The organism is Rhizobium centroccidentale (assembly GCF_030182565.1).
In the GTDB taxonomy this organism is placed as follows: Bacteria; Pseudomonadota; Alphaproteobacteria; order Rhizobiales; family Rhizobiaceae; genus Rhizobium.
Genome location: NZ_JAQJCG010000010.1, coordinates 174,829 through 196,785, shown reverse-complemented (window position 1 = coordinate 196,785; position 21,957 = coordinate 174,829). Strand labels below are relative to the sequence as shown.

Sequence of the window (21,957 nt, the reverse complement as noted above, 5' to 3'; positions counted from 1 at the left end):
CGCCGCCATCCGGTCGGAGGATCATGATGACCGCATTGGATAGCTTACGTTCCCTGTCCCCCCAGCAACGAAACACCGTGATCGCAGCCTATCTGGGCTGGACATTGGACGCTTTCGATTTCTTCATTTTAGTTTTCGTTCTCAAGCATATAGCCGAAGAATTTCACACGGACGTTCCGGCGGTTGCCGTGGCGATCTTTCTTACCCTCGCCATGCGGCCGCTCGGCGCCCTGATCTTTGGGCTTGCGGCGGATCGCTTCGGCCGGCGCACGACCCTGATGGTCGACGTGCTGCTTTACTCCGTATTCGAATTTCTGACCGGCTTTTCGACCGGTTTGACGATGTTCCTCGTGCTGCGCGCGCTCTTCGGCGTCGCCATGGGCGGCGAATGGGGTGTGGGTGCGTCACTCGTGATGGAAACCATACCCGAGGATTCGCGGGGTCTTGTGTCCGGTATCCTGCAGGCGGGCTATCCCTCGGGCTATCTGATCGCCTCGATCGTCTTCTTCCTGCTGTTTCCGATCATTGGCTGGCGCGGCATGTTCTTCGTCGGCGCGGTGCCGGCGCTGCTGGTGCTCTATATCAGACGCAATGTGGAGGAATCTCCGGCCTTCCTGCAGCGGCAGGCCAAGCCGCAACGGCCGTTCCTCACCGTGCTGCGTGAGAATATTCCACTGTTCCTCTGGGCGGTGCTTCTCATGACCGCGTTCAATTTCTTCAGCCACGGCACCCAGGATCTTTATCCGACCTTCCTGGAAACCCAGCGGCAATATGATTCCTATACGGTCGGCGCCATTGCCATCGTCTACAATATCGGCGCGATCGTCGGCGGTCTGACCTTCGGCTCTTTGTCGCAGCGTTGGGGCAGGCGGCGGACCATCGTCATCGCGGCACTGCTAGCCATACCCGTCGCCCCACTCTGGGTGTGGGGTCAGGGGCCGGTCATGCTCGCAATCGGCGCCTTCCTGATGCAGCTGTTCGTGCAGGGCGCCTGGGGCATCATTCCGGTGCATCTCAACGAATTGTCGCCGGATGAGGTACGCGGCACCTTCCCCGGATTTGCCTATCAGCTCGGCAATCTGCTGGCTTCGGGCAATGCCTCGATCCAGGCCGGGCTTGCCAAGCAATGGGGCGGCGATTATGCGCTGGCGCTGTTGATCGTCGCCTGCATCGTCGCCGTGGTCGTTGCTGTTTTCGCCGGCTTTGGCTTCGAGAAGAAGGGTGTTCGGTTTGGCGGGAAGGATGCGGGCCAAGCGGATAGCGCCGTGCGGGCTTGAACGGGCTCGCCATCAAGGTCACGAGGGCCGGATGATATCGCCGGCCTCGTTTATTTTCCGCAAATTTCCGAGATCTTGGCCTGGGCAAAGCCGCGGGCAAGCTCCTGCAGTCCACCGACCGAGGATATCAGTTCGCCGATCGGGCCATTGATGCCGAGGTGCAGGTCGGTAATGTGGCATGCGCCGACGTCGACGGTCATGGAGGCGTCGAGCTCACCCTTGATCGTCGTTTTCAGTACACCATGCGATTTGCAGGCCATCTCGGCATGGGCATTGATCTGGACGCCTCCGCTCGGGCCGTCGCAGACATCGAGCGACTTCACTTCGAACTTGTCCTTGTGATCGACGCCGGGCAGTTTCTTGCAGGGATCGGCCTCGTTCACCGACTTCTCGATCTGCGGGCCAAATTTGCTCTGCAGCAGCGACCAGCACGAGCCGGGCGCGGCCTCCGCCGGCGTTGCCGTCATCGGAAGCGGAGAAAGCGGCAGCACGACTGCCGAGGCCAGCAAAGCCATGCGAAGCGGCGGTAGAAGCGAGAAGGGGGGCATGAGATATTTCAGGTTCACGGCGGTCTATCCTCTGAAAAGAAGAAGCAGCAAATCAGGCGCGGCGCCGCGACAGTCTTCCATCTCTTCCTTCGCCAAGGCAATCCCCCGACTTGACGATTACCATCTGACGGGTACCAGCATGCTTTGGCGCGTTTCGCCGACGGCGGGGCAAATTTCCGACAAGGCATGAGAGATTCCGGTCGGCCAGTGCCGCGCGTCATATCGGAATAGTCTGTACGCCCGATGGATCCTCCGGCGGTTCGTCTGTGTCTCCGTCGTAACCCAGATGCTTCGCCTTGCGGAACCACTCTGCCGCCTTGGCCGCATTAGCGGCAACGCCATCGCCGTCGCGGTACATCATGGCGAGATTATAGGCCGCGCCGGCATAGCGATGTTCGGCTGCTCGCTCGAACCAGTAGATCGCCTTCGGACCATTCTTGGTAACGCCTTCGCCATCGCGGAACATGACGCCGAGATTGTATTCGGCCTCGACATCATTTTGCGCCGCTGCCTTCAGGAACCATGCGATTGCCTGGGCATCATCCTGCCTGATCCCGTCGCCATCGGCATACATGGCACCGAGATTGAATTGCGCGCTCGCATCGCCCTGTTCGGCCGCCTTCTTGAACCAGGAGAAGGCCGCAGCGCCGTCCTTGGCGACGCCTTCGCCGTCGCGATACATGATGCCCAGATTGTATTGCGCCTCGACTTTTCCCTGCTCTGCCGCCCTGCGGTACCAGATGACGGCCTTGCCCTTATCCTTGTCCGCGCCGTCGCCCTGATCGTACATGGTGCCGACATTGAACTGAGCATCGGCATCGCCCTGTTCGGCGGCTTTGCTGTACCAGGCAAACGCCTGCGACTTGTCCTGCGCTACGCCTTGGCCGGTGTCGTAGACGACACCGAGATTATATTGCGCATTGAGGTATCCCTGGGCTGCGGCCTTCTTGTACCAGACAATGGCCTGGCTCTTGTCGGCAGTGACGCCTTCGCCCTGGTCGTACATGGTGCCGACATTGAACTGCGCTTCGGCATTGCCCTGATCGGCGGCCTTCCTGTACCAGCTGAGGGCGAGCGTCAGGTTCTTCTCGACGCCGTTGCCGTCCTCGTACATTTGTCCGAGCTTCAGCTGTGCGGCGGCATTGCCCTTGTTCGCCAGGGGGCGCCAGTAATCCAGGCCCGATTTGATATCGCCGCGATCGTAGCCGTTTCGTCCGACATCGGCTTGTGCGGCTCCCATGGACGCCAGTGCGAAGAGCAAAGCTGCTGCCGCCTTCTTCCAATTCACAATCTACCCCTCAGTCGAAATCCGTTGAATTAATATGCCGAGCGCTTCGTAACCGCTAGGGCACGAGCGCCATCAGCAAATGAAATATGAGCCAGCCGGTGCTGACGCGCGTGCCTTTTTTGCCGGCGGCTCCTTGTCCAAGCGGGCCGAGATCCTTGATCGGACCATCACCATTGGCTTCCATGTAGCTGAGTCCATGCTGCGCTTCCGGCAGTCCCTTGGCCGCTGCCTTGTTGAACCAATCGGCAGCGATCTTGGAGTCCTTTGGTACGCCATAGCCGTTATAATACAGATATCCAAGGCCGTATTCCGCCCGAGCATCGCCCTGATCAGCTGCTTTGCGAAACAGAGCGGCTGTTTGGCCATAGTCCTTAGGAACGCCAGCACCCTGATAATAAAGGTAGGCGAGCGCATATTCGCCCTGTGAATTGTTCTGGTCGGCCGCCTGGCGATACCAATTTGCGGCGGCCGATTTGTCAGCCGTCGTCCCTTGACCGTTTTCGTACATATAGCCGAGTGCGTATTGGGCGTCAGCGTGACCCTGGCTCGCAGCCTTCTGGTACCAGTCGAAGGCCTTGCCATAGTCTCTGCCAACGCCGCGGCCGCCTGCATACATGTAGGCGAGGGCATATTGACCCTGTGCGTCGCCTTGTTCGGCGGCCTTGCGATACCATCTCACCGCGCCGTCATCATCAGTTTTCACGCCCTGGCCGTTGGCGTAGAGGTAGCCGATGGCATATTGCGCATCGGGGCGGCCCTGATCGGCAGCTTTGCGATACCATTGCATTGCCTGCCTGTAGTCTCGGGCAACGCCTATCCCGTTTGCGAGACTGTAGCCGACGGCATATTGCGCGTCGGCGCGGCCCTTTGCGGCCGCCTTCATATACCAGGAATAGGCTTCGGCATCGTTCCGTCCGACACCCTTGCCGTTGGCATAGGCATAGCCGACTGCATACAGACCCTGCGCATTTCCTTGATTGCCGGCCTTTTTATACCAGGCGACGGCCTGCTCCTGGTCTTCTTCCGTGCCTTGACCATTGTCGTACATATAGCCGATGGCATATTGGGCGTCGGGCCGACCCTGGTCGGCAGCCTTGCGATACCAGCCAAGTGCAACCGCCTCGTCCTGATGCACGCCGAGGCCATTGGCATACATATAGCCGAGCGCATATTGCGCCTGCGCCTGTCCCTGGGCAGCGGATTTCTGATACCAGGTAACGGCGTCTTCATTATTGACCGCCACGCCGCGGCCATTGGCATAGGAATAGCCGATGGCATATTGGGCATCGGCATTGCCGGCTTGTGCCGCCCTCAAATACCAGTCGTTTGCCTGTTTCGGATCCGCATCGACACCCCGGCCGCTGGCATACATGTAGGCCAGTGCATATTGCGCCTGCGCATTGCCTTGCTCAGCCGATTTCCGATACCAATCGACGGCCTGAGCGTCATCCTGCTCCACGCCCTGGCCGTTGGCGTAGCGATAGCCGAGACCGTATTGAGCGGCCGGATTGCCCTGTTTTGCGAATTCCACCCAGTATTTCAGGTCGATCTTCGTATTGGCGGGGCCAGGGGCAGGATCCTCGGCGTAAGCAAGCCAGGGCAGCGAAAGAACAAGCGCCAGTCCCAATGCATAGCTCTTCGTCTTCAAGGCTTGAGTCTCCCACCTGCGTCCCAGACGTAATCGATCTGAACAATATGGCGATGTCTTGGTCAAGGATCGCAGGAACCCAGATAGCAGTGGATTTAATGCCCCATGACGGATGCGATCACTATACCGGAAGCACGTCGTAGAGGCGGAAGATCCATGTGATCTGGTAGATCAGTCCGACGCTCACGAATGCGGCCTGGAAGCGCCGGTTGGCGGTGATCGAGGCGATGACGCAAAGCACGATATAGACGATATTGCGCGTCGGATATTCCCAGCCGAGCGACCGGAAATAGGCTTCACCCTTCAGCAACGTGTCGATGAGGTCGACGGCGTAGGTGACGGCGAGCAGGCCGAAGAACCAATGGCGGCGGGAGATGAAATATTCCTCGAAGCCGCCATAATCCTCGACCGAGGGCGGATTGAGCAATACGCAGAGAAAATAGAAGAGGCAGCAGAAGCAGATGAGGAAGAGGTAGACGCCGAAATTGATCTGTGCGACCGATTGCAGCCGATACTCCCACCACCAGAAATGGATGATGAAGAGGAACATGGACAATACCCAGCCGATATGGACCGGGTAGATCTTGTTCTTACCCGGCGACTGCACGAAACCGGCAAGCCGGGTCAGAAGCTGGGCGAGCGAAAGGCCGATCACCATGCTCATGACCGTCCTGATATAGACGTAGACTTCCGGTGTATGCGCGGAATCCATCGCGTCAGCTCTCCTCTGATACAGCCTTCGGCAGGCCGTTTTCATCGAGCGCGACCATGATGAAGGTCGCAGCCGTGACTTTCTCCAGGCTGTTATAACGGGCGCGGTGCGCCCATGCTTCGACGCTCAGGGTGATCGAGGTACGGCCGACGCGTTCGATATCGGTGAAGACGCTCAGTGTATCGCCAATCTTGACCGGCAGTTCGAAGGCCATCTCCTTGACCGCTGCCGTGACTACTCGCCCGCGCGCCCGTTCGGCGGCGCGGATACCGCTTGCCAAGTCCATCTGCGCCATGACCCAGCCCCCGAAAATATCGCCGGCAGGATTGGCATCGGCGGGCATGGCAAGCGTGCGCAATGTGAGCTCGCCTCTCGGTTTGACGCTGTCATTCATTCTTCGGCTCCTGTTCACGGTCGATTCCGACAATCAGCCTATGCAATCCTGCCGCGATGGAAAAGCCATGCTGGCATTTCCATGGAGGACTCCTATGGGCCGCGTGCTTTGCTTCATGCCATTCCAGGGCGACATGGTGCCGGTGTGAAGCAGCGAGATTCCCTGCGGTAAGCTTTCGTTCACCCTTCCCATTTAGGATTTGTAGTCGTTACCGACCGTGGCTGGGGCAGCGGATCAGGAGTATGACCATTTTACCCATTCTACGGCGGGTCGCGCTGCCATTGCTGTTGTCGTCTGCGCTGGTCGCCTGCACGGCAGATAGCCTCGTGCCGCCTTCCGGCATCGACAGTTCCTCGCGCGTCGGCTCCATCAAGCCGCATCGCAGCGTGCCGCAGCGGCAGTTTGCTTATCAGGGGGTGCAGGATCCCGTCGTTTCCGCATCGAGCAATTACAAAAGCGGCGGTCCCGTTCGTTCCAGCGGAACCGGCGAGGCCGTGACCACGACGGATGTCGAAGCCGGCTTAGCGCAGCAGTCGGATGTCCCCTCTCAGGGCGTTAACATGGATGCCGAGCTTGGCGTCGGGCCGAGCGAAGAGGCGCAATCCGCCTCGGTGGTCGGATTGGCGCAGGAGGAACAGCAGAACATCGCCGAAGGTCAGTCCGACCAGCCCGTGGTCGACGGCATCGGCACCGATGCGCCGGTCCAGACCAACCGCTCGGTCGTGCAGCGCCCGGCCGCGCAGGCCGAGCTCAATCAGTCGCGGATACCGAGGCAGTTGCCGGGAACGCAGGTTGCGATGCTGCCGCGGGCCGAAAATCCGATACCGCGCCTCGATCAGCAGTTCGAAGCGCCGCAATCGACGCCGGGCATGATGCCGCCTTCGGAAATCGCCTGCCGCCAGGAATTGCAGCGCATGGGCGTCGTCTATACCGACAAGCCGGCGATCTCGAACGGTCCTGCATGTCAGGTTCCCTATCCGGTTTCGCTGAGCGGCCTTTCCGGCAATATCGCGGTTCGACCGGCGGTGACCTTGAATTGCCAGGTGACGCTCGCCTTCGCCAAATGGGTGAAGAACGAACTCGCCCCAGCCGCACGCACGCGCTACTGGACCGGCATCGGCACGATCGTACCGCTCGGCGGCTATTCCTGCCGGCGGATGAACAATAGCCGGCAACGCTATAATCCGATGTCGGAACATGCGCATGGCAACGCGATCGATGTCGGCACCTTCATCCTGAAGAACGGCCATGTGATCGACGTGCGGAAGAAGGGCTTGTTTTCCTTCCGGGAGGGGCGGTTGCTCAAGGCGGTACGCAGCGACAGCTGCCGCTATTTCGATACCGTGCTTGGCCCGGGCAGCAATCCGGAGCACTGGAACCACTTTCATTTCGACCTCAGGGACCGAAAGGGCGGCCGGCGCTATTGCAGCCTTTGATTGGCCCTTTGCCGGAGCAGCATCCACCCTTGCCAAATGGGAAAGCCGATTTACCTATCGGTGGAATCGCGCTTAATTGCGCGGGCCGCGGGCAGGAGAGGGTTCATGGAAGACGTACCAAGACGAAAGAGAAGCCTGGGAAGGGCACTCCTTGCCGCCCTGATTGCCATCATTATCGTCATCGGCGGCCGCTGGTATGCTTATGTCGCCTATGCCGACGATCCGTTCGATGAAGTCGGCATCGGTCTCAACTCCATGATGCCCGGACCCATCCGCGACAAGGGTTGTGCGATGCTGAAGGCACGCTTCGAGCACAAGACGCTGCCGCCCGCCGGTTGCGGCGTCAACGGCAACTGGTAGCGGTCGTTTTCCAGGTTGTAAGCTGGCAAAAAGAAAAAAGCCGGCTGAGCCGGCTTGAGCGGAGCATGACAACGACGGGGATCCTTACCAGCTCCAGAAAAGAACTTCATGTTGCAATGATGATGCACGCAATATGAATGCGAGGGCAATAAATCGGCCAATACAATAGGCGCCGACGATGCCGCCAAGAGGCGTTGGGCGGAGTTGCGACAAACGTTGCTCACCTAAGGAGCTATATGCCCGACGAAGGTCACGATTTGATGACAGCTTATTCCGCTTAAACGAACGCAGTGTTTCACTACCGTGGGGTGGTAAAAGTCCAGGACCGGCTATATAGCGGGCAAACGCCGCGAAATTCATCATAAAAGCCGGACTTTGCCTGACCATGGCTGCGATCATTTCCATACGCAATCTTACCAAAACCTATGCCAACGGATTTCAGGCGCTCAAGGGCATTGATCTCGACATCGAGCGGGGCGAAATCCTGGCGCTGCTGGGGCCGAATGGTGCAGGCAAGACGACATTGATTTCCATCGTCTGCGGGATTGCCAACCCGAGCGGTGGGTCTGTGACCGTCGGCGGTTATGACGTCGTGCGCGATTTTCGCGCCACGCGCAGCCTGATCGGCCTCGTGCCGCAGGAATTGACGACCGATCAGTTCGAAACCGTCTGGAATACAGTCAGCTTTTCGCGCGGGCTTCATGGCAAGAGGCCGAACCCCGAATATATCGAGAAGATATTGCGCGATCTCTCGCTCTGGGAGAAGAAAGACAACATGCTTCGCCAGCTTTCCGGCGGCATGAAGCGACGGGTGCTGATCGCCAAGGCGCTCTCGCATGAACCGGAAATCTTGTTTCTCGACGAGCCCACGGCCGGTGTCGACGTGACGCTGCGCAAGGATATGTGGCATGTGGTCGAGCGCCTGCGCGCGTCCGGCGTCACGATCATTCTCACAACGCATTACATCGAAGAGGCCGAGGAGGCCGCCGATCGCGTCGGCGTCATCAATGGCGGCGAGCTGCTGCTGGTGGAGGAGAAGAAGGCGCTGATGGCCAAGCTTGGCCGCAAGCAGCTCATCCTCGATCTGAACGAGCGGCTCGACGTCGTACCGGAGTCTCTCGACGGGAACGGGCTTTCGCTCGGTCCGAACGGCCTGACGCTGATCTATGATTTCGATGCCCAGCACGAACAATCCAGTATCGCGGCTCTGCTGTCGAAACTCGCTGCCGAGGGAATTCATTTCAAGGACCTCTCGACGCGCCAAAGTTCGCTCGAGGATATTTTCGTCTCGCTGGTGGAGGCAGGCAAATGAACTTCGAAGCGATAAAATCCATCTATTCGTTCGAAATGGCCCGTACGCGCCGCACCCTGTTGCAGAGCGTCGTCTCGCCAGTCATTTCCACGTCACTCTATTTCATCGTCTTCGGTGCGGCGATCGGTTCGCGCATCAACCTGGTCGAGGGCGTTTCCTACGGGGCGTTCATTACGCCCGGCCTGATCATGCTGACCTTGCTCGGTCAGTGCATCAGCAACGGCTCCTTCGGTATCTATTTCCCGAAGTTCACCGGTACGATCTACGAGGTGCTGTCTGCGCCTGTCGCCATGACGGAAATCGTTCTCGGTTATGTCGGCGCAGCCGCGACCAAGGGGATGCTGATCGGCCTGATCATCCTCGCGACCGCGAGTTTCTTTGTCGATATCAGGATCGAGCATCCATTCATGATGATCCTGTTTTTCGTGCTGACGGCGGTCACCTTCAGCCTCTTCGGTTTCATGATCGGCATATGGGCTGGGAATTTCGAGCAGCTGAACCTCATCCCGATGTTGATCGTGCCGCCGCTGACCTTCCTCGGCGGGAGCTTCTATTCGATCAACATGCTGCCGCCCTTCTGGCAGGCGGTCAGTCACCTCAATCCGGTCCTCTATCTGGTCAGCGGCTTCCGCTGGAGCTTCTATGGCATCGCAGATGTTAATCCGGGCTTGAGCCTTGCCATGATCACGCTTTTCCTCGTCGTCTGTCTGATCGTCCTGGGATGGATTTTTCGGACGGGATATCGCTTGAGAAATTGATGGCGATGCGCGGCTGGCGGGCTTAAGAAGGCCTGCGGCTTTTGCAGCCGCAACAAATGTCCAGGAAAAGCATCCAATGTCGCAGGCGCCACTCAATCCTTCGCTGTCCCAGGTACTTTCCCGGCTCGATCAACTGACCAATTGGGAGCGCAAGCCGCGTGGAGAGATGCGGGTCGGTCTCGAGCCGATGCTCGATCTCATGCAGCGCTTGGGCAACCCTCATCGGAGCTTCCGCGCCGTCCACGTCGCCGGCACCAAGGGTAAGGGATCTGTGTCGGCGCTCCTCGAGGCTGGATTGCTGCGGGCTGGCTGGCGGATCGGACGTTATGGGTCGCCACATGTCGATCGGGTGAATGAGCGTGTCAGCATTCTCGGCCAGGAGGTCGAGGACGATGCACTGGCGACGGCAATCACGCAGGTTCTGGACAGCTATGAGGACGCGAAGCGGGCGGCAACCGCGGCTGAGGACGCCACCTGGTTCGACGTGATAACGGCGGCCGCTTTCGTCGTCTTCAGGGACGCCGGTTTGAGCTGGGTCGTGGTCGAGGTCGGGCTAGGCGGCAGGCTGGATTCGACGAATGTGGTCTTCGGCGAAGTCGCGATCGTCACGAATATCGGCCTTGAGCACACGGAGATTCTGGGAAGCACGCGCGAGGCGATCGCGCGGGAGAAAGTCGGCATATTGAAGCCCGGCGCGACGCTTGTGACGACGCTTGCCGCCGGCGATGTCGCAGGACAGGTGTTGCAGCAGCGTGCCGATGAGCTGGGCTGCAAGGTGCTTCGAACCGACCTTCCCGAAGACGCGACGATTGCTGAGACGAATATCGCCCTGGTCGGACTCGCGTTCGATCATCTGGGGCGGCAGGGTGAGAGTGTGCGGGAGGGAGGCGAAAAGGGTCAGCCGATCGGTGCATGGCTGCTCGAAAAAGCTGTAATCGACAAGGCGTGTCTGCCGGGGCGGATGGAGCGTTTCGACGTCTCTCTGTCGCCTGTATTGGCAAAGGGGCGGCAAAGCCTGCCCATGATCATGGATGGGGCACATGTGCCGTTCAATATCGAGGCTGTGTTGCGCGATATCACGCGCTCCTCCTCGGTCAGCGGCGAATGTGTTGCCATCGTCGCGCTGGCGTCGGACAAGGATGCGCCCGGCTTTCTGGATGTGTTATCGCGATACGCGGCTTATGCTGTCTTTACGGAAGCGTCCGGATCGGGGCGGGCCCATCCAGCGATCGAGCTGGAAGCGTTGGGGAGGTCCTTGGGTATGAGTTGCGAAGCCGAGCCCGACCCGCACAGGGCGCTGGATCGGGCGACGGTGAAAGCCGCTGAGCGCGGCGGCTGGATGCTTGTTACCGGTTCGCTCTATCTCGTCGGTGCGCTGCGTAGTACCGTCGTCAGAAATGCCCAATGATGACGGACATAGAGATCAGGCCCGCGCTCACCGGTGATGTTGCTGACATCGCCAGGCTGCATCGCGCGATCTGGTGCGATACCTATCGCGATCTGGTGCCCGCCGAAGTCTATCGAATCCTTGATGAAGATTACCGTCGCGCGCGATGGGCCGATATGCTGGCCACCCCGCGTCGGGATCAGCGTGTGTTCCTGGCTGAACAAGGTGCGCGACTTGTCGGCATCGGCGCGATTGCAGCTGCGTCCGAGCCAGCATTCGAGGGGCGCGGTGAGATAAAATCGCTCTACATCGATCCCTCCATCAAACGCCAGGGACTTGGCCGCCGGCTCATGCGGGCAATGATGGAAGAGTTTGCTGCCATGGGATATTCGGGCGCCGCGCTCGGCGTTGTCGTCGGCAACGAGCCCGCGATCGCCTTCTATCGCGCGCTTGGAGGGCAATTGATCGGTCGGTACACGGATCCGGGTCCGGTCTGGCGCTCCGACAACTTCATTTTCGCGTGGGACGACTTGTCCGTTCTGATCTGATTATCCCATGCAGGCCGATCAAGATCGGTTTCAGCTGGCCGCGATCCGCTTGCGTGGCGCGATGGTCATGGCCATGACGCCTGCCACGACACAGACAAGGCCGATGGCTGCCGTCGGGGAGAGAGGCTCGCCGAGGAAGGTAACACCGATGCCGACGCCGATCGGGACGCGAAGATAGGCCTGCGCCGTCGTGCCGACCGAGCCCAGGGTCTGGATAAGCCGGAAATAGATGCTGAAGGCAAGTGCGGTGGAGACGACCGACAGGCCGAGCAGTGCCAGGATCGAGGCTGTCGACGGCGCAATCTGCCAGGGATGTTCGACAATCAGGCTCGCCGGGATCAGGAAGACGGCACCGCAAAGCAACGAGCCGGCTGCCGGCATCATCGGGTCCAGTCCCTTGAAATTGCGACCGAAGAGGGCGGCGCAGGCATAGCAGATCGACGCCGCGACGACTGCGAGCTGCGGCAACAGCTGGCGGCCCATTCCATGCAACGCATCGAGGCCGATGATCAGGCAGATACCGGCCATACCGGCAATCACGCCGAAAAGCTTGCGTCCCGTCAGCGGTTCGCTGCGCAGCAGGAAGGCGGCAATCAGAGAGGCGAAAATCGGCGTCGTGGAATTCAATATAGTCGCAAGGCCGGCATCGACAGTCTGTTCCGCCCAGGCGATCAGCGTGAAGGGAATGGCGCTGTTGAGGCAGGATTGAATGAGGAAGCGCTTCCAGGTGCCGGCGTCGTGCGGCAGATTCAGACCACGCCAGCGAATGACCGCAAGCAGAACGAGACCGGCGATCAGGGTGCGGGCGGCGATCAGGGTGATCGGTGGAATGGTCGCAACACCGACGCGGATGAAGGTGTAGGAGGCGCCCCAGCAGGTGGCGAGGGCGAGGAGAAGCAGAAGTTCCGTCGTCAGATTAGGTCTCGCCGGCATCATCGTGTTCACTCTTATAAGGTTTGGACATGCCCTCTTTTAGAGTGAATAGACTGGCGAATGCTTCGCTCCCAGCCGAACTATCGCATGCGTGGTTCGTTAGTCGCGCAGCCGAAGCTCGTCGGTTTGCATCTGCATGGACCCCAGGGTTTCGAGAAAGCTCATGCCGAGCAGGCTCTGATCGAGCCTGCCTGCTTCGGCCACGCTCGCTTCGACATCCCTGCGCTTGATGGGGCCGATTGCCACCGAGCCGAGTTCCACGGGAGCCGCCCTGGCGCGGCCGTTGGCGGTCAGTACCGTCTGCGAATAGGTGAGGTTCTCCGGAATGATGCCGACGCGCTCGGCGTCTTCCTGCGATAAGGCGATGGTGCTGGCGCCGGTGTCGATCAGCATATCGATCGGCTGGCCATTGATCATGACGCGCGCTTCGAAATGCCCGTTCGAGCGCTTGTGAAGGATGACTTCCTGACCGCCTTCGCTCGTCGTGACGACGACGGCGTGGCCGGGCATCAGGCCGGCGAAGACGCGGTTGCCAACCTGTTCGGCATCGCGGCGATAGATATAGACGGTTGCAAGCGCCATGATGATGACGAACCAGATCAGCAGGTTGCGGATCGACTGGCTGACCGTATGCCGGCTCGCCCAGACTGCGGCGCTCATCATCAGGGCGATCGGTACTAGATAGACGACACGCGCGAAGTCGTCATTGCGCATGCCGAAGGTGGAGCCGGTATTATTGTTGAAGACGAGCAGTGCGAGGCCGATACCGAGAATGGCGAGAACGATGTTCAGGCGGTTCATACGGCACTGCGCTCCCGTGCCATCCTTTGGCGGCGGGTCTCCCGACGTGGCTTGCGCTCGACCTTGGTCAGGCGCTCCGGAAGCATTTCCATGATCTGACGCCGTTCGTCATCGCTATAGTTCATCCACGCGCCGATTTCGGCTGATGTGCGGCCGCAACCGAAGCAATAGCCGGTATTCTGGTCGATGGAGCAGACGAGGATGCAAGGTGTCAGCATGGGATCATATATCGATGCTTCAAACGCACATGGCAAGGGTACAGAGCGACGCGATCTCGCAAATCTGCTGGGTCGCACCGATCGTATCGCCTGTATGGCCAGCCAATTTTTGACGGATATATCGCGTGACCAGAAACGCCGCGACGCTTGTTGCAAGAAGGCAGCCAACCAGCGCCGGAACACCCATGGCAGGACCGACGAGCAGTATCGCAAGACCAAGTGTCGCGAGCAGCGCCAGCTGCATGGCGTCGCCATCCGGCTTGCCCGCCGATGCCGCGATCCCATCCGGTTTGGCTGGTGGCAGGGCGTACCAATGCCAGACCATGGCACCGCGGCTCAAGGTGGCGGCAGCGAGGATTGCGACAGCGGCGTCCTCAGGCGAAAGATGCCGGGCGATGGCGGCAAGTGCTGCCGCTCGCAACCCGAAGGACAGTATCAACGCTGCCGCCCCGTACGTGCCGATACGGCTGTCCTTCATGATTTCGAGCGCGCGTTCGCGGTCCTTGCCACCACCCAATCCGTCCGCCGTGTCGCTGAGCCCGTCTTCATGGAGGGCGCCGGTCAGGAGCGTGTGCACGGCAAGCGCCAGCAATGCGGCCATCAACGGATCGGCGTTCAGGGCAAGCAGAACGCTGAAGGTCAGTGCAGAGGGCAGGGCGATCAGCAGGCCGGAGACAGGAAAAGCGCGTGAAACACGCGAGAGCTTGCCGTCGTCGCCTTCGAAGAAGGACGACGGCACGGGAATGCGGCTCAAGAAAGCGACGGAGCGTGCGATGTCACGCATATATTCCCGCATTTCTTCTTCTCCCCGCCATACGCGCGACAGCATCGGGCGCTTTTGGAGTTGTTCACGCCGATTCCCAGGACTAATAGAGTCGCACGCAAAGAACCCGATTTGAGACCAAAAGACAAGGAACGCATTCATGAGCGTCAGCGGCCTCCCATTCGACGATTTCCGCGCATTGCTGCGCGACCTTCCAGGCCCGGATGCCCGGGCGCTCGTGGCCGCGCGCGAACGTGATGCGCAGCTCACCAAGCCGCCGGGCGCGCTTGGAAGACTAGAGGAAATCGCTTTCTGGCTGGCCGCCTGGACCGGTCGTCCGCCGGCCGTGACCCGGCCCCTGGTGGCAATCTTTGCCGGTAATCATGGCGTCACCAAGCAGGGAATTACGCCATTTCCGCCTTCAGTGACCCAGCAGATGGTGGAGAATTTCGCAGCCGGCGGTGCGGCCATCAATCAGATCTGCGTTGCCTATGATCTCGGCCTCAAGGTCTTCGACCTCGCGCTCGATTTTCCGACCGGCGATATCACCGAAGAGCCGGCGCTAAGCGAGCGCGACTGCGCAGCCACCATGGCCTTCGGCATGGAAGCGATTGCCGGCGGTACCGACCTGCTCTGTATCGGCGAAATGGGCATCGGCAATACCACGATCGCCGCGGCCATTCATTACGCGCTCTATGGCGGCAAGGCCGAAGACTGGGTTGGCCCAGGCACCGGCTCGGAAGGCGAGATGCTGAAGCGTAAGATCGCTGCCGTCGAGAAGGCGGTGGCGCTCCATCGCGATCATCTCTCCGATCCGCTGGAAATCCTGCGCCGCCTTGGCGGCCGCGAGATCGCCGCCATGGCCGGCGCCATCCTTGCCGCGCGCATGGAACGTATCCCAGTCATCATCGACGGCTATGTCGCGACCGCCGCCGCCTCTATTCTCAAGGCTGCCAATCCCTCTGCCCTCGATCATTGCCTGATCGGACACGTCTCGGCCGAGCCGGGTCATCTCCGTTCGATCGAAAAGCTCGGAAAGACGCCGCTTCTGGCGCTCGGCATGCGACTTGGCGAAGGTACGGGGGCCGCGTTGGCGGCAGGCATCGTCAAGGCTGCGGCTGCCTGCCATTCGGGCATGGCGACCTTCGAAAGCGCTGGCGTTACGAACAAGCACTGAAATGTGGCGGCGAGGCGTTGAAATAAGCGTTTCGCCGCTCAATTTCCTGTAGATGATCGGTTTTTCGTCATAAATCTGCAATGAATTCTGAGGCGACGAGGACGTGTCGCCTTGCTTCGCCCACGGTGAGGCGGTATTCGCAAGGCATCCAGATTGCAACCGGGACAATACGGGCGGAGCGCGAATGGCTGAGTTTTCAAAATCAGCGGTCAATAAGGAGACCGGGATTCGGCATTTTTTCGCCGCCGCCGGCTATTCCTGGGGCGGATTTCAGCGCCTGTTGCAGGAATCGGCCTTTCGCCAGGAACTCCTTTTTGCCGGAGTGGGACTGATCCTGTTGATCGCCGTCGGTGCGACCATCGGTGAGATCGTCATCGCGATGGTCTTGTTCCTCGCTGTCTTCGCAGTCGAAGCCATGAATACGGCGGTGGAAGAGGTGATTGACCGAATCTCGCCGGAGATTTCCAACGTCGGCAAGCACGCCAAGGATCTCGGCTCGTTTGCCGTTCTGTGCATGCTGGTCGCGTCCGGCATCTACCTTCTTTACGTTATCGGCAGCCATCTGCTGTTCCGCTAAAAGCAATTCCAGGAAAAGTGCGTAGCGGTTTTCCGTCCTCCAGCGATCAGCGTTTGGGCTTTGTTTAAGCGAAGCTCTTCTTGCGCCGCTCGGCGAGTGGGGCATCCTCGACCGCCGGCAGACTTTGCAGTACGCGCTTGGGCGGCAGGATGGCGATGACTTCCGTGCCTTCCCGCAGCTTGGATTTCAGCATGAACTGACCGTCATGCTTGGCGAGAATAGCCTGTACGATCGGCAGTCCGAGGCCCGTGCCCTGTTCGGCGCTCTTGATGGCGATGGAGCCCTGGCCGAAGGCGGACAGGACAATCGGGATCTCCTCTTCGGGGATGCCCGGGCCGTTGTCCTTGATCGCTACATATTCTCCTCCGCCAGCCGTCCAGCCGACCTTGACGCTGATCTCGCCGCCTTGCGGCGTGAATTTGACCGCATTCGACAGGAGGTTGAGGATCACTTGGCGCATCGATTTCTCATCGGCCCAGACGGAAGGCAGCTGCGCTTCGAATTGCGATGAGATCGAAATGTTCTTGGCGCGGGCGCGCAACTGCACCATGCCGATGCAATCCTCGGCAATATCGAGGAGGGAAATCGCTTCCTCGTTCAGTTCGTATTTGCCGGCCTCGATGCGCGATAGATCGAGGATTTCGTTGATCAGGTTGAGCAGGTGCTGGCCGGATCGATGGATGTCACTGGTGTATTCGCGATAGGTCGGGTTGTTGAGCGGCCCCATGACCTCCGCCGACATGACCTCGGAAAAGCCGAGGATCGCATTCAGCGGCGTTCTAAGCTCATGCGACATGGAAGCAAGAAAGCGCGACTTGGCTAGGTTTGCCTCCTCGGCACGGCGGCGCGCCTCGTCAGACATCGATTTCGCGACTTCGAGCTCCGCGATCAGATCGTCCTTTTCCGATTGGAAAGAGAGGATCTTCAGGTTCGACTGATACATGCGGTTGGTGATGAAGCTGAAGAATATCACGGCAACCGAAATGGCGGCGGTGAGGGCGATGTCGGAAGGCCTTCGCGTGAGGATCGCGGCGACGGCCAGCGCCACGGTCGCCGGTGCGAAGGAAAACGGAACGGCCCGCGGCAGCATGAAGCTGGACATGGCCGTAATGCAGATCGCCGCAAGCAGCGTCGTCCCTTTGTAGAAGGCGAAACTGTCGCCACCGCAGGTCGCACAGTTTTGCATCGCGAAGAGCGCCCAACAGAAGCCCACGAGCAATTGCCCCAGCAAGAGCAGCTGTCGCCACTTTCTGGCGCTTTCGGCCGACATTTCCTGCTTCTTGGCGCGCCGTCCGATCAGCATGTTGATGGCATGGGCCGTCAGGATCGGAATGGTCCAGAAGAGAATGCCCGCATCATGCGTCAGGTAGACGCCGAGAACGGCAACGACGATGACGAAGATCGGCACGACGGCCGCACTCTGCCGCAAGGTGTCGATATGCATCATCATCAGTTCGCGATCGAAATTGCGGCTATGGCCGCTTTGCAGGCGCTCGCGCGTTTGCCGCACGGCCTTCGACACAGCCCGGTTACGGTGACTGCGCGATCGGTCGACAATGTTTTTATCTGTCGATGTGCTGACGCCGGTGCTCATGGTTACATTGAAACTTGGCCTGCCTGAGGCTACACACTAGCGTTCAAATCTTAAGAAGATGCTGCGCCGAAATGATTTGTTTGCCATCTTCGCCAAGGATTTATTCTTAAAGGAGGCAACAACGTGATGCGGTCACGCCGCCTGTTTCGTGACGGCGTGGTGACTTTCGCGCTGCTTGCCATTCTTGCATTATTCGCGTTGAAGATGAACAATCGACCGGAAATCGTTCAAAATGGCAGCTTTTATGTCATCGATGGCGACACGCTTTCCGCCAATGGCGAGCGCTTGAGGCTGAAAGGTATCGATACTCCCGAATATCGGCAGCGCTGCCAACGCAATGGCGCAGATTGGGCCTGCGGCGAAGAAGCACGCAAGGCGCTTGCCACAATGATTAAAACCGGAGCGCCCGAATGCCGGGGACGGGAGAGGGATCGCTATGGTCGCCTGCTGGTGACATGCGTCACCGGCGATGTCGATATCAACGCCGCGATGGTGCGCAGTGGCATGGCGATTTCCTATGGTGCTTATGCCAGCGAGGAGCGGAGCGCACGGCAGGCGAAAGCCGGGCTTTGGGCTAGCGATTTCGAGAAGCCTGGCGACTATCGGCGCGAGGAGCGCATGGCGCATGACAATAGCGATGATCCGATTGCCGGATGGTTCGGCTGTTTGCGCCGGCTTGTCGGGTGGAGCGCCCCATGAAGCAGGAGAGCGAATTGCAGATCCTGCGTTCGGCGATCGCGGCCTGCCGTCTCTGCCGGGATGCGCCGGCCAAGGGCGAGGCGGATCGCCTGCCGCATGAGCCGCGTCCGGTTGCGACACTATCGTCGACTGCGCGGATACTCATCGCAGGGCAGGCCCCGGGATTGCGCGTTCACGAGAGCGGCCTGCCATTTAACGATGCCTCGGGTGATCGTTTGCGTCAGTGGCTCGCCGTAGATCGCGAGAGTTTCTACAATCCGGATCATTTCGCCATAATGGGCATGGGTTTCTGCTTTCCGGGCTATGACAAGGCGGGAAGCGACCTGCCGCCGCGTAAGGAATGCGCGCCATTGTGGCGGCAACGGGCGATGGATGCGATGCCGCAGATCGAATTGATCCTGACGATCGGTCAATATGCGCAGGCTTGGCATCTTGGGTCGGAGCGCATGGGATCGATGACCGAGACGGTCGCGCAGTGGCGGCGTTACCTTCTAACCAACCGGTCGCCGTCCATCCTGCCATTACCGCATCCAAGTTGGCGCAACAGCGGCTGGCTGAAACGTAACCCGTGGTTCGAGGTCGAGTTGCTTCCCGTTTTGCAACAACGTGTGAAAACCCTGCTTCCTTGAGAAAAAGTTTCTTTTCTATCGCTAAAAATACGCTATAGAGAGAATATAATTCGAAGGGATGCTTTAAATGGACCGTCTTGACCGCAAAATCCTGCGCCTGCTGCAGGAGGATTCCACTCTGGCCGTAGCCGATCTTGCCAAGAAGGTCGGTCTCTCGACGACGCCCTGCTGGCGCCGTATTCAGAAGATGGAAGAGGATGGCGTCATTCGCCGTCGCGTGGCCTTGCTCGACCCCGAGAAGGTCAACACGAAGGTCACGGTTTTCGTGTCCATCCGCACCAACAGCCACTCCATCGAATGGCTGAAACGCTTTTCGGAAGTGATCGCCGATTTCCCGGAAGTGGTCGAATTCTATCGTATGAGCGGCGATGTCGACTATCTGCTGCGTGTCGTCGTTCCGGATATCGCCGCCTATGATGCCTTCTACAAGCGCATGATCGCCAAGATCGAAATCCGCGATGTCTCCTCGGCTTTCGCGATGGAGCAGATCAAGTATTCGACGGAACTGCCGCTTGACTACATGCTGCTGGAAAATGCCAAGTCCAACGAGGACTGACATAGACTGAGCGCCGCTCTCATGAGGCGCTCAGCAGAAGCTGTTGATTTCCCGGCAGCCTTTTACTTCTTGTCCAGGCGCGCGAGCAGCGAGGAGGTGTCCCAGCGATTTCCTCCCATCGCCTGGACGTCGCCGTAGAACTGGTCGACGAGGGCGGTGAGCGGCAGTTTGGCTTGGTTGCGGCGGGCTTCCTCCAGCACAATGCCGAGATCCTTGCGCATCCAGTCCACTGCAAAACCGAAATCATATTTGCCTGAATTCATGGTCTTGTGGCGGTTTTCCATCTGCCAGGAACCCGCAGCTCCCTTGGAAATGACCTCAACGACCTTCTCGATATCGAGCCCCGCCTGCTTGCCGAAGTGTATGCCTTCGGCTAGGCCCTGGACGATGCCGGCAATGCAGATTTGGTTGATCATCTTGGTCAGCTGTCCCGCGCCGACCGGCCCCATCAGACCGACCATGCGCGCATAGGCGTCGATGACGGGGCGGGCTTTTTCGAATACAGCTTCATCGCCGCCGCACATGACGGTCAGCACGCCGTTTTCCGCGCCTGCCTGTCCACCGGAAACCGGGGCGTCGATGAAGTCGACGCCCTTTTCCCCGGCGGCGGCATAGAGCTCGCGAGCGACTTCGGCGCTTGCGGTGGTGTTGTCGATAAGAATAGAACCCGCCTTCATTGTTGAAAGGACGCCGTTTTCACCCGTCGTCACCGAGCGCAGGTCGTCATCATTGCCGACGCAGGTGAAGACGAAATCGGCGCCTGCAGCGGCTTCGGCCGGAGTAGGGGCGAATTTGCCGTCATATTGCTTGGCCCATGCCTCTGCCTTGGCGGTGGTGCGGTTATAGACGGTGACATCATGCCCGCCTTTGACCTTCAAATGCCCGGCCATGGGATAGCCCATGACGCCCATGCCGATGAACGAGACCTTTGCCATTTCATAACTCCGTGACCGAATTTGTTTCGAAGGCTTAGCCGAAAGGCCAGGGAGACGAAAGACCGATTTGTCGGCCAACTTGTCACCATGGCATGTGATTTGAAATCTGATTTCCGTTTTATTCATTTATTGGAATGGAATTTCGCTGCTGTTGCGAATCTTCATAATTTCCTTTGTCGATATAATCTATGGATTTGCGATCTTAGGCTATCGACAACGAGCCGATGGCCGCGGAAGCGCCGGGGCCACATGAAAAGGGATCTTCGATGATTTCGCGCAGACAGACACTCGGCCTTCTCGGTGCGACGGCGGCTGCTTTCGCTTTGCCTTCCGCTCGACAGTCACGCGCGGCCGCGGCGACGACGCTTCGGATCGGCTGGCAGAAGAACGGCGTATTGGCATTGGCGAAGCGTCAAGGGGCATTGGAGAAGCGGCTTTCCGATCGCGGCATATCCGTGGAATGGTCGGAATTCACATCCGGGCCGCCGCTGCTGGAAGCTCTCGGCGCCGGTGCTCTCGATTTCGGCGCCACGGGCGACGTGCCGCCGCTGTTTGCGCAGGCTGCCAATGGCAATCTGCTCTATGTCGGCCTTTATACCGGCAGTCCCGAAAGCTCCGCCATTCTCGTGCGCAAGGATTCGCCGATCCAGACGCTTGCCGACCTCAAGGGAAAGAAGGTTGCCTTCAAGCGTGGCTCCAGCGCCCACAACGTCACCGTTAAGGCGCTTCGTAAAGGTGGGCTGACGATCACCGATATCCAGCCGCTCGATCTCGCACCGCCGGATGCGTCCGCTGCGTTCAAGACGGGCGCGATCGACGCCTGGTCGATCTGGGATCCCTATCTTGCCATTGCAGAGGCTGATCCGGATACGCGCATCCTGGCGACGGCGCGGGGCATCGTCGATTCCTTCAGCTATTTCCTGGCAAATGGCGATTTCGCCAAGCGCAACCCGCAGGTCATCATCGATGTCATCGATGAATTGGCCAAGGTCGGGGCCGCGGCGCAATCGAATCTGGACGGCACCGTTAAGGCCCTGTCCGAAATCACCGGTGTCCCGGCTGAGGTGACGCGGGTGACACTGACGCGTCCGGGTGCAAATCTTGGCGGCGTCTCCACCATTACGGATGCGGCGATCGCCTATCAGCAAGGGCTGGCTGACGAGTTCTATAATCTTGGCATCGTTCCGAAGAAGCTCAATGTCACGGACATCGTCTGGCGACCAAAGGCGAGCTGAGGCTGACCAGACCCATGGATATCGTCTGTGCCCGTCACACTACGGGCGTGGACTTTATGGGCAAAATATTTCGTCAAACGCCGACAATTAGAAAATCCATATTGTCGATGTAATCGATAGTCTATGCCATTATCCGGATCGAACATCGGGAGGTGGCTCCCGACCACGCGCA

The 21,957-nt window shown here is 59.5% G+C and carries 24 protein-coding genes; 13 read left to right on the top strand and 11 right to left on the bottom strand.

The genetic code is table 11. The features are described 5' to 3' along the window. The first annotated feature begins 26 nt into the window (after window positions 1-26). Window positions 27-1,277: an MFS transporter gene (locus PH562_RS15760; RefSeq protein ID WP_285174047.1), complete on the top strand. Its 1,251-nt coding sequence runs from the start codon at window positions 27-29 to the stop codon at window positions 1,275-1,277. Window positions 1,278-1,327: 50 nt separating this feature from the next. Here the strand turns inward: PH562_RS15760 and PH562_RS15755 are convergent, their stop codons facing one another. The 5 genes from PH562_RS15755 to PH562_RS15735 all read right to left on the bottom strand — a co-directional run bounded on the left by PH562_RS15755 (window position 1,328) and on the right by PH562_RS15735 (window position 5,867). Continuing rightward, window positions 1,328-1,843, bottom strand: a complete 516-nt coding sequence (locus tag PH562_RS15755) for a hypothetical protein (protein WP_285174045.1) — start codon at window positions 1,841-1,843, stop codon at window positions 1,328-1,330. A gap of 199 nt (window positions 1,844-2,042) precedes the next feature. Then, complete coding sequence (locus tag PH562_RS15750; RefSeq protein WP_285174044.1) at window positions 2,043-3,113, bottom strand: tetratricopeptide repeat protein; 1,071 nt, start codon at window positions 3,111-3,113, stop codon at window positions 2,043-2,045. A 55-nt stretch (window positions 3,114-3,168) separates the two neighbouring features. Further along, the gene (locus tag PH562_RS15745; protein ID WP_285174043.1) at window positions 3,169-4,761 is read right to left on the bottom strand and encodes an SEL1-like repeat protein; all 1,593 of its coding nucleotides are present in this window, start codon (window positions 4,759-4,761) and stop codon (window positions 3,169-3,171) included. A gap of 121 nt (window positions 4,762-4,882) precedes the next feature. Continuing rightward, complete coding sequence (locus PH562_RS15740; RefSeq protein WP_285174042.1) at window positions 4,883-5,473, bottom strand: hypothetical protein; 591 nt, start codon at window positions 5,471-5,473, stop codon at window positions 4,883-4,885. Between the two features lie 4 nt (window positions 5,474-5,477). After that, window positions 5,478-5,867: an acyl-CoA thioesterase gene (locus PH562_RS15735; RefSeq protein WP_113230664.1), complete on the bottom strand. Its 390-nt coding sequence runs from the start codon at window positions 5,865-5,867 to the stop codon at window positions 5,478-5,480. A 242-nt stretch (window positions 5,868-6,109) separates the two neighbouring features. On the opposite strand from PH562_RS15735, the gene PH562_RS15730 reads away from it, so the two are divergent. The 6 genes from PH562_RS15730 to PH562_RS15705 all read left to right on the top strand — a co-directional run bounded on the left by PH562_RS15730 (window position 6,110) and on the right by PH562_RS15705 (window position 11,668). Then, window positions 6,110-7,303: an extensin-like domain-containing protein gene (locus PH562_RS15730; RefSeq protein ID WP_285174040.1), complete on the top strand. Its 1,194-nt coding sequence runs from the start codon at window positions 6,110-6,112 to the stop codon at window positions 7,301-7,303. Between the two features lie 105 nt (window positions 7,304-7,408). Beyond that, the gene (locus tag PH562_RS15725) at window positions 7,409-7,663 is read left to right on the top strand and encodes a hypothetical protein (RefSeq protein WP_113230666.1); all 255 of its coding nucleotides are present in this window, start codon (window positions 7,409-7,411) and stop codon (window positions 7,661-7,663) included. Between the two features lie 385 nt (window positions 7,664-8,048). Further along, entirely contained in the window at window positions 8,049-8,975 is a 927-nt protein-coding gene (locus PH562_RS15720) for an ABC transporter ATP-binding protein (RefSeq protein WP_285174038.1), read from the top strand. Next, window positions 8,972-9,733 (top strand): ABC transporter permease, encoded by a 762-nt coding sequence (locus tag PH562_RS15715; RefSeq protein ID WP_285174036.1) that lies wholly within the window; start codon window positions 8,972-8,974, stop codon window positions 9,731-9,733. Before PH562_RS15720 ends, PH562_RS15715 begins: the two co-directional genes overlap by 4 nt. 76 nt (window positions 9,734-9,809) lie before the next feature. Continuing rightward, window positions 9,810-11,141 (top strand): bifunctional folylpolyglutamate synthase/dihydrofolate synthase, encoded by a 1,332-nt coding sequence (locus PH562_RS15710; protein WP_285174035.1) that lies wholly within the window; start codon window positions 9,810-9,812, stop codon window positions 11,139-11,141. Next, complete coding sequence (locus tag PH562_RS15705; RefSeq protein WP_285174034.1) at window positions 11,138-11,668, top strand: GNAT family N-acetyltransferase; 531 nt, start codon at window positions 11,138-11,140, stop codon at window positions 11,666-11,668. The genes PH562_RS15710 and PH562_RS15705 overlap by 4 nt, the downstream gene beginning before the upstream one ends. A gap of 30 nt (window positions 11,669-11,698) precedes the next feature. On the opposite strand, the gene PH562_RS15700 is transcribed toward PH562_RS15705, so the two are convergent. From PH562_RS15700 to PH562_RS15685, 4 genes are all read right to left on the bottom strand, one after another. Beyond that, entirely contained in the window at window positions 11,699-12,604 is a 906-nt protein-coding gene (locus PH562_RS15700; protein WP_285174033.1) for a DMT family transporter, read from the bottom strand. A 96-nt stretch (window positions 12,605-12,700) separates the two neighbouring features. Then, complete coding sequence (locus tag PH562_RS15695) at window positions 12,701-13,402, bottom strand: retropepsin-like aspartic protease family protein (RefSeq protein ID WP_285174032.1); 702 nt, start codon at window positions 13,400-13,402, stop codon at window positions 12,701-12,703. Then, on the bottom strand, window positions 13,399-13,620 hold the full coding sequence (locus PH562_RS15690) for a DUF1289 domain-containing protein (RefSeq protein ID WP_112398367.1): 222 nt from the start codon (window positions 13,618-13,620) through the stop codon (window positions 13,399-13,401). The genes PH562_RS15695 and PH562_RS15690 overlap by 4 nt, the downstream gene beginning before the upstream one ends. A gap of 19 nt (window positions 13,621-13,639) precedes the next feature. Continuing rightward, a complete protein-coding gene (locus tag PH562_RS15685) occupies window positions 13,640-14,416 on the bottom strand; it encodes an adenosylcobinamide-GDP ribazoletransferase (RefSeq protein ID WP_285174030.1) in 777 nt (258 codons plus the stop codon). 127 nt (window positions 14,417-14,543) lie between these two features. Between PH562_RS15685 and cobT the strand changes: the two genes are divergently transcribed. After that, window positions 14,544-15,560: a nicotinate-nucleotide--dimethylbenzimidazole phosphoribosyltransferase gene (cobT, locus tag PH562_RS15680; RefSeq protein WP_113230674.1), complete on the top strand. Its 1,017-nt coding sequence runs from the start codon at window positions 14,544-14,546 to the stop codon at window positions 15,558-15,560. Between the two features lie 184 nt (window positions 15,561-15,744). Then, window positions 15,745-16,137, top strand: coding sequence for a diacylglycerol kinase (locus tag PH562_RS15675; protein ID WP_092716218.1), 393 nt, complete (start codon window positions 15,745-15,747; stop codon window positions 16,135-16,137). 64 nt (window positions 16,138-16,201) lie between these two features. Here the strand turns inward: PH562_RS15675 and PH562_RS15670 are convergent, their stop codons facing one another. Further along, window positions 16,202-17,731 carry a sensor histidine kinase gene (locus PH562_RS15670; RefSeq protein ID WP_285174027.1) on the bottom strand — a complete coding sequence of 510 codons (1,530 nt, stop codon included), beginning with the start codon at window positions 17,729-17,731 and terminating at the stop codon, window positions 16,202-16,204. Between the two features lie 123 nt (window positions 17,732-17,854). Between PH562_RS15670 and PH562_RS15665 the strand changes: the two genes are divergently transcribed. From PH562_RS15665 to PH562_RS15655, 3 genes are all read left to right on the top strand, one after another. Further along, a complete protein-coding gene (locus PH562_RS15665) occupies window positions 17,855-18,430 on the top strand; it encodes a thermonuclease family protein (RefSeq protein WP_483315354.1) in 576 nt (191 codons plus the stop codon). Continuing rightward, on the top strand, window positions 18,427-19,059 hold the full coding sequence (locus PH562_RS15660) for a uracil-DNA glycosylase family protein (RefSeq protein ID WP_285174026.1): 633 nt from the start codon (window positions 18,427-18,429) through the stop codon (window positions 19,057-19,059). Before PH562_RS15665 ends, PH562_RS15660 begins: the two co-directional genes overlap by 4 nt. Window positions 19,060-19,126: 67 nt before the next feature. After that, the gene (locus PH562_RS15655; protein WP_069613098.1) at window positions 19,127-19,615 is read left to right on the top strand and encodes an Lrp/AsnC family transcriptional regulator; all 489 of its coding nucleotides are present in this window, start codon (window positions 19,127-19,129) and stop codon (window positions 19,613-19,615) included. 62 nt (window positions 19,616-19,677) lie between these two features. Here PH562_RS15655 and PH562_RS15650 read toward each other — a convergent pair whose 3' ends face one another. Next, window positions 19,678-20,676 (bottom strand): NAD(P)-dependent oxidoreductase, encoded by a 999-nt coding sequence (locus PH562_RS15650; protein ID WP_285174025.1) that lies wholly within the window; start codon window positions 20,674-20,676, stop codon window positions 19,678-19,680. Window positions 20,677-20,816: 140 nt separating this feature from the next. On the opposite strand from PH562_RS15650, the gene PH562_RS15645 reads away from it, so the two are divergent. Further along, window positions 20,817-21,785: a sulfonate ABC transporter substrate-binding protein gene (locus PH562_RS15645; RefSeq protein ID WP_285174024.1), complete on the top strand. Its 969-nt coding sequence runs from the start codon at window positions 20,817-20,819 to the stop codon at window positions 21,783-21,785. Window positions 21,786-21,957 lie beyond the last annotated feature (172 nt).

Bases quoted from the DNA above. Each gene is read 5' to 3' on its own strand.
- PH562_RS15760 (WP_285174047.1), top strand. From the start codon at position 27: ATGACCGCATTGGATAGCTTACGTTCCCTGTCCCCCCAGCAACGAAAC.
- PH562_RS15740 (WP_285174042.1), bottom strand. From the start codon at position 5,473: ATGGATTCCGCGCATACACCGGAAGTCTACGTCTATATCAGGACGGTC.
- PH562_RS15735 (WP_113230664.1), bottom strand. From the start codon at position 5,867: ATGAATGACAGCGTCAAACCGAGAGGCGAGCTCACATTGCGCACGCTT.
- PH562_RS15730 (WP_285174040.1), top strand. From the start codon at position 6,110: ATGACCATTTTACCCATTCTACGGCGGGTCGCGCTGCCATTGCTGTTG.
- PH562_RS15725 (WP_113230666.1), top strand. From the start codon at position 7,409: ATGGAAGACGTACCAAGACGAAAGAGAAGCCTGGGAAGGGCACTCCTT.
- PH562_RS15720 (WP_285174038.1), top strand. From the start codon at position 8,049: ATGGCTGCGATCATTTCCATACGCAATCTTACCAAAACCTATGCCAAC.
- PH562_RS15715 (WP_285174036.1), top strand. From the start codon at position 8,972: ATGAACTTCGAAGCGATAAAATCCATCTATTCGTTCGAAATGGCCCGT.
- PH562_RS15710 (WP_285174035.1), top strand. From the start codon at position 9,810: ATGTCGCAGGCGCCACTCAATCCTTCGCTGTCCCAGGTACTTTCCCGG.
- PH562_RS15705 (WP_285174034.1), top strand. From the start codon at position 11,138: ATGATGACGGACATAGAGATCAGGCCCGCGCTCACCGGTGATGTTGCT.
- PH562_RS15700 (WP_285174033.1), bottom strand. From the start codon at position 12,604: ATGATGCCGGCGAGACCTAATCTGACGACGGAACTTCTGCTTCTCCTC.
- PH562_RS15695 (WP_285174032.1), bottom strand. From the start codon at position 13,402: ATGAACCGCCTGAACATCGTTCTCGCCATTCTCGGTATCGGCCTCGCA.
- PH562_RS15690 (WP_112398367.1), bottom strand. From the start codon at position 13,620: ATGCTGACACCTTGCATCCTCGTCTGCTCCATCGACCAGAATACCGGC.
- PH562_RS15685 (WP_285174030.1), bottom strand. From the start codon at position 14,416: ATGCGGGAATATATGCGTGACATCGCACGCTCCGTCGCTTTCTTGAGC.
- cobT (WP_113230674.1), top strand. From the start codon at position 14,544: ATGAGCGTCAGCGGCCTCCCATTCGACGATTTCCGCGCATTGCTGCGC.
- PH562_RS15675 (WP_092716218.1), top strand. From the start codon at position 15,745: ATGGCTGAGTTTTCAAAATCAGCGGTCAATAAGGAGACCGGGATTCGG.
- PH562_RS15670 (WP_285174027.1), bottom strand. From the start codon at position 17,731: ATGAGCACCGGCGTCAGCACATCGACAGATAAAAACATTGTCGACCGA.
- PH562_RS15660 (WP_285174026.1), top strand. From the start codon at position 18,427: ATGAAGCAGGAGAGCGAATTGCAGATCCTGCGTTCGGCGATCGCGGCC.
- PH562_RS15655 (WP_069613098.1), top strand. From the start codon at position 19,127: ATGGACCGTCTTGACCGCAAAATCCTGCGCCTGCTGCAGGAGGATTCC.
- PH562_RS15650 (WP_285174025.1), bottom strand. From the start codon at position 20,676: ATGAATAAAACGGAAATCAGATTTCAAATCACATGCCATGGTGACAAG.
- PH562_RS15645 (WP_285174024.1), top strand. From the start codon at position 20,817: ATGATTTCGCGCAGACAGACACTCGGCCTTCTCGGTGCGACGGCGGCT.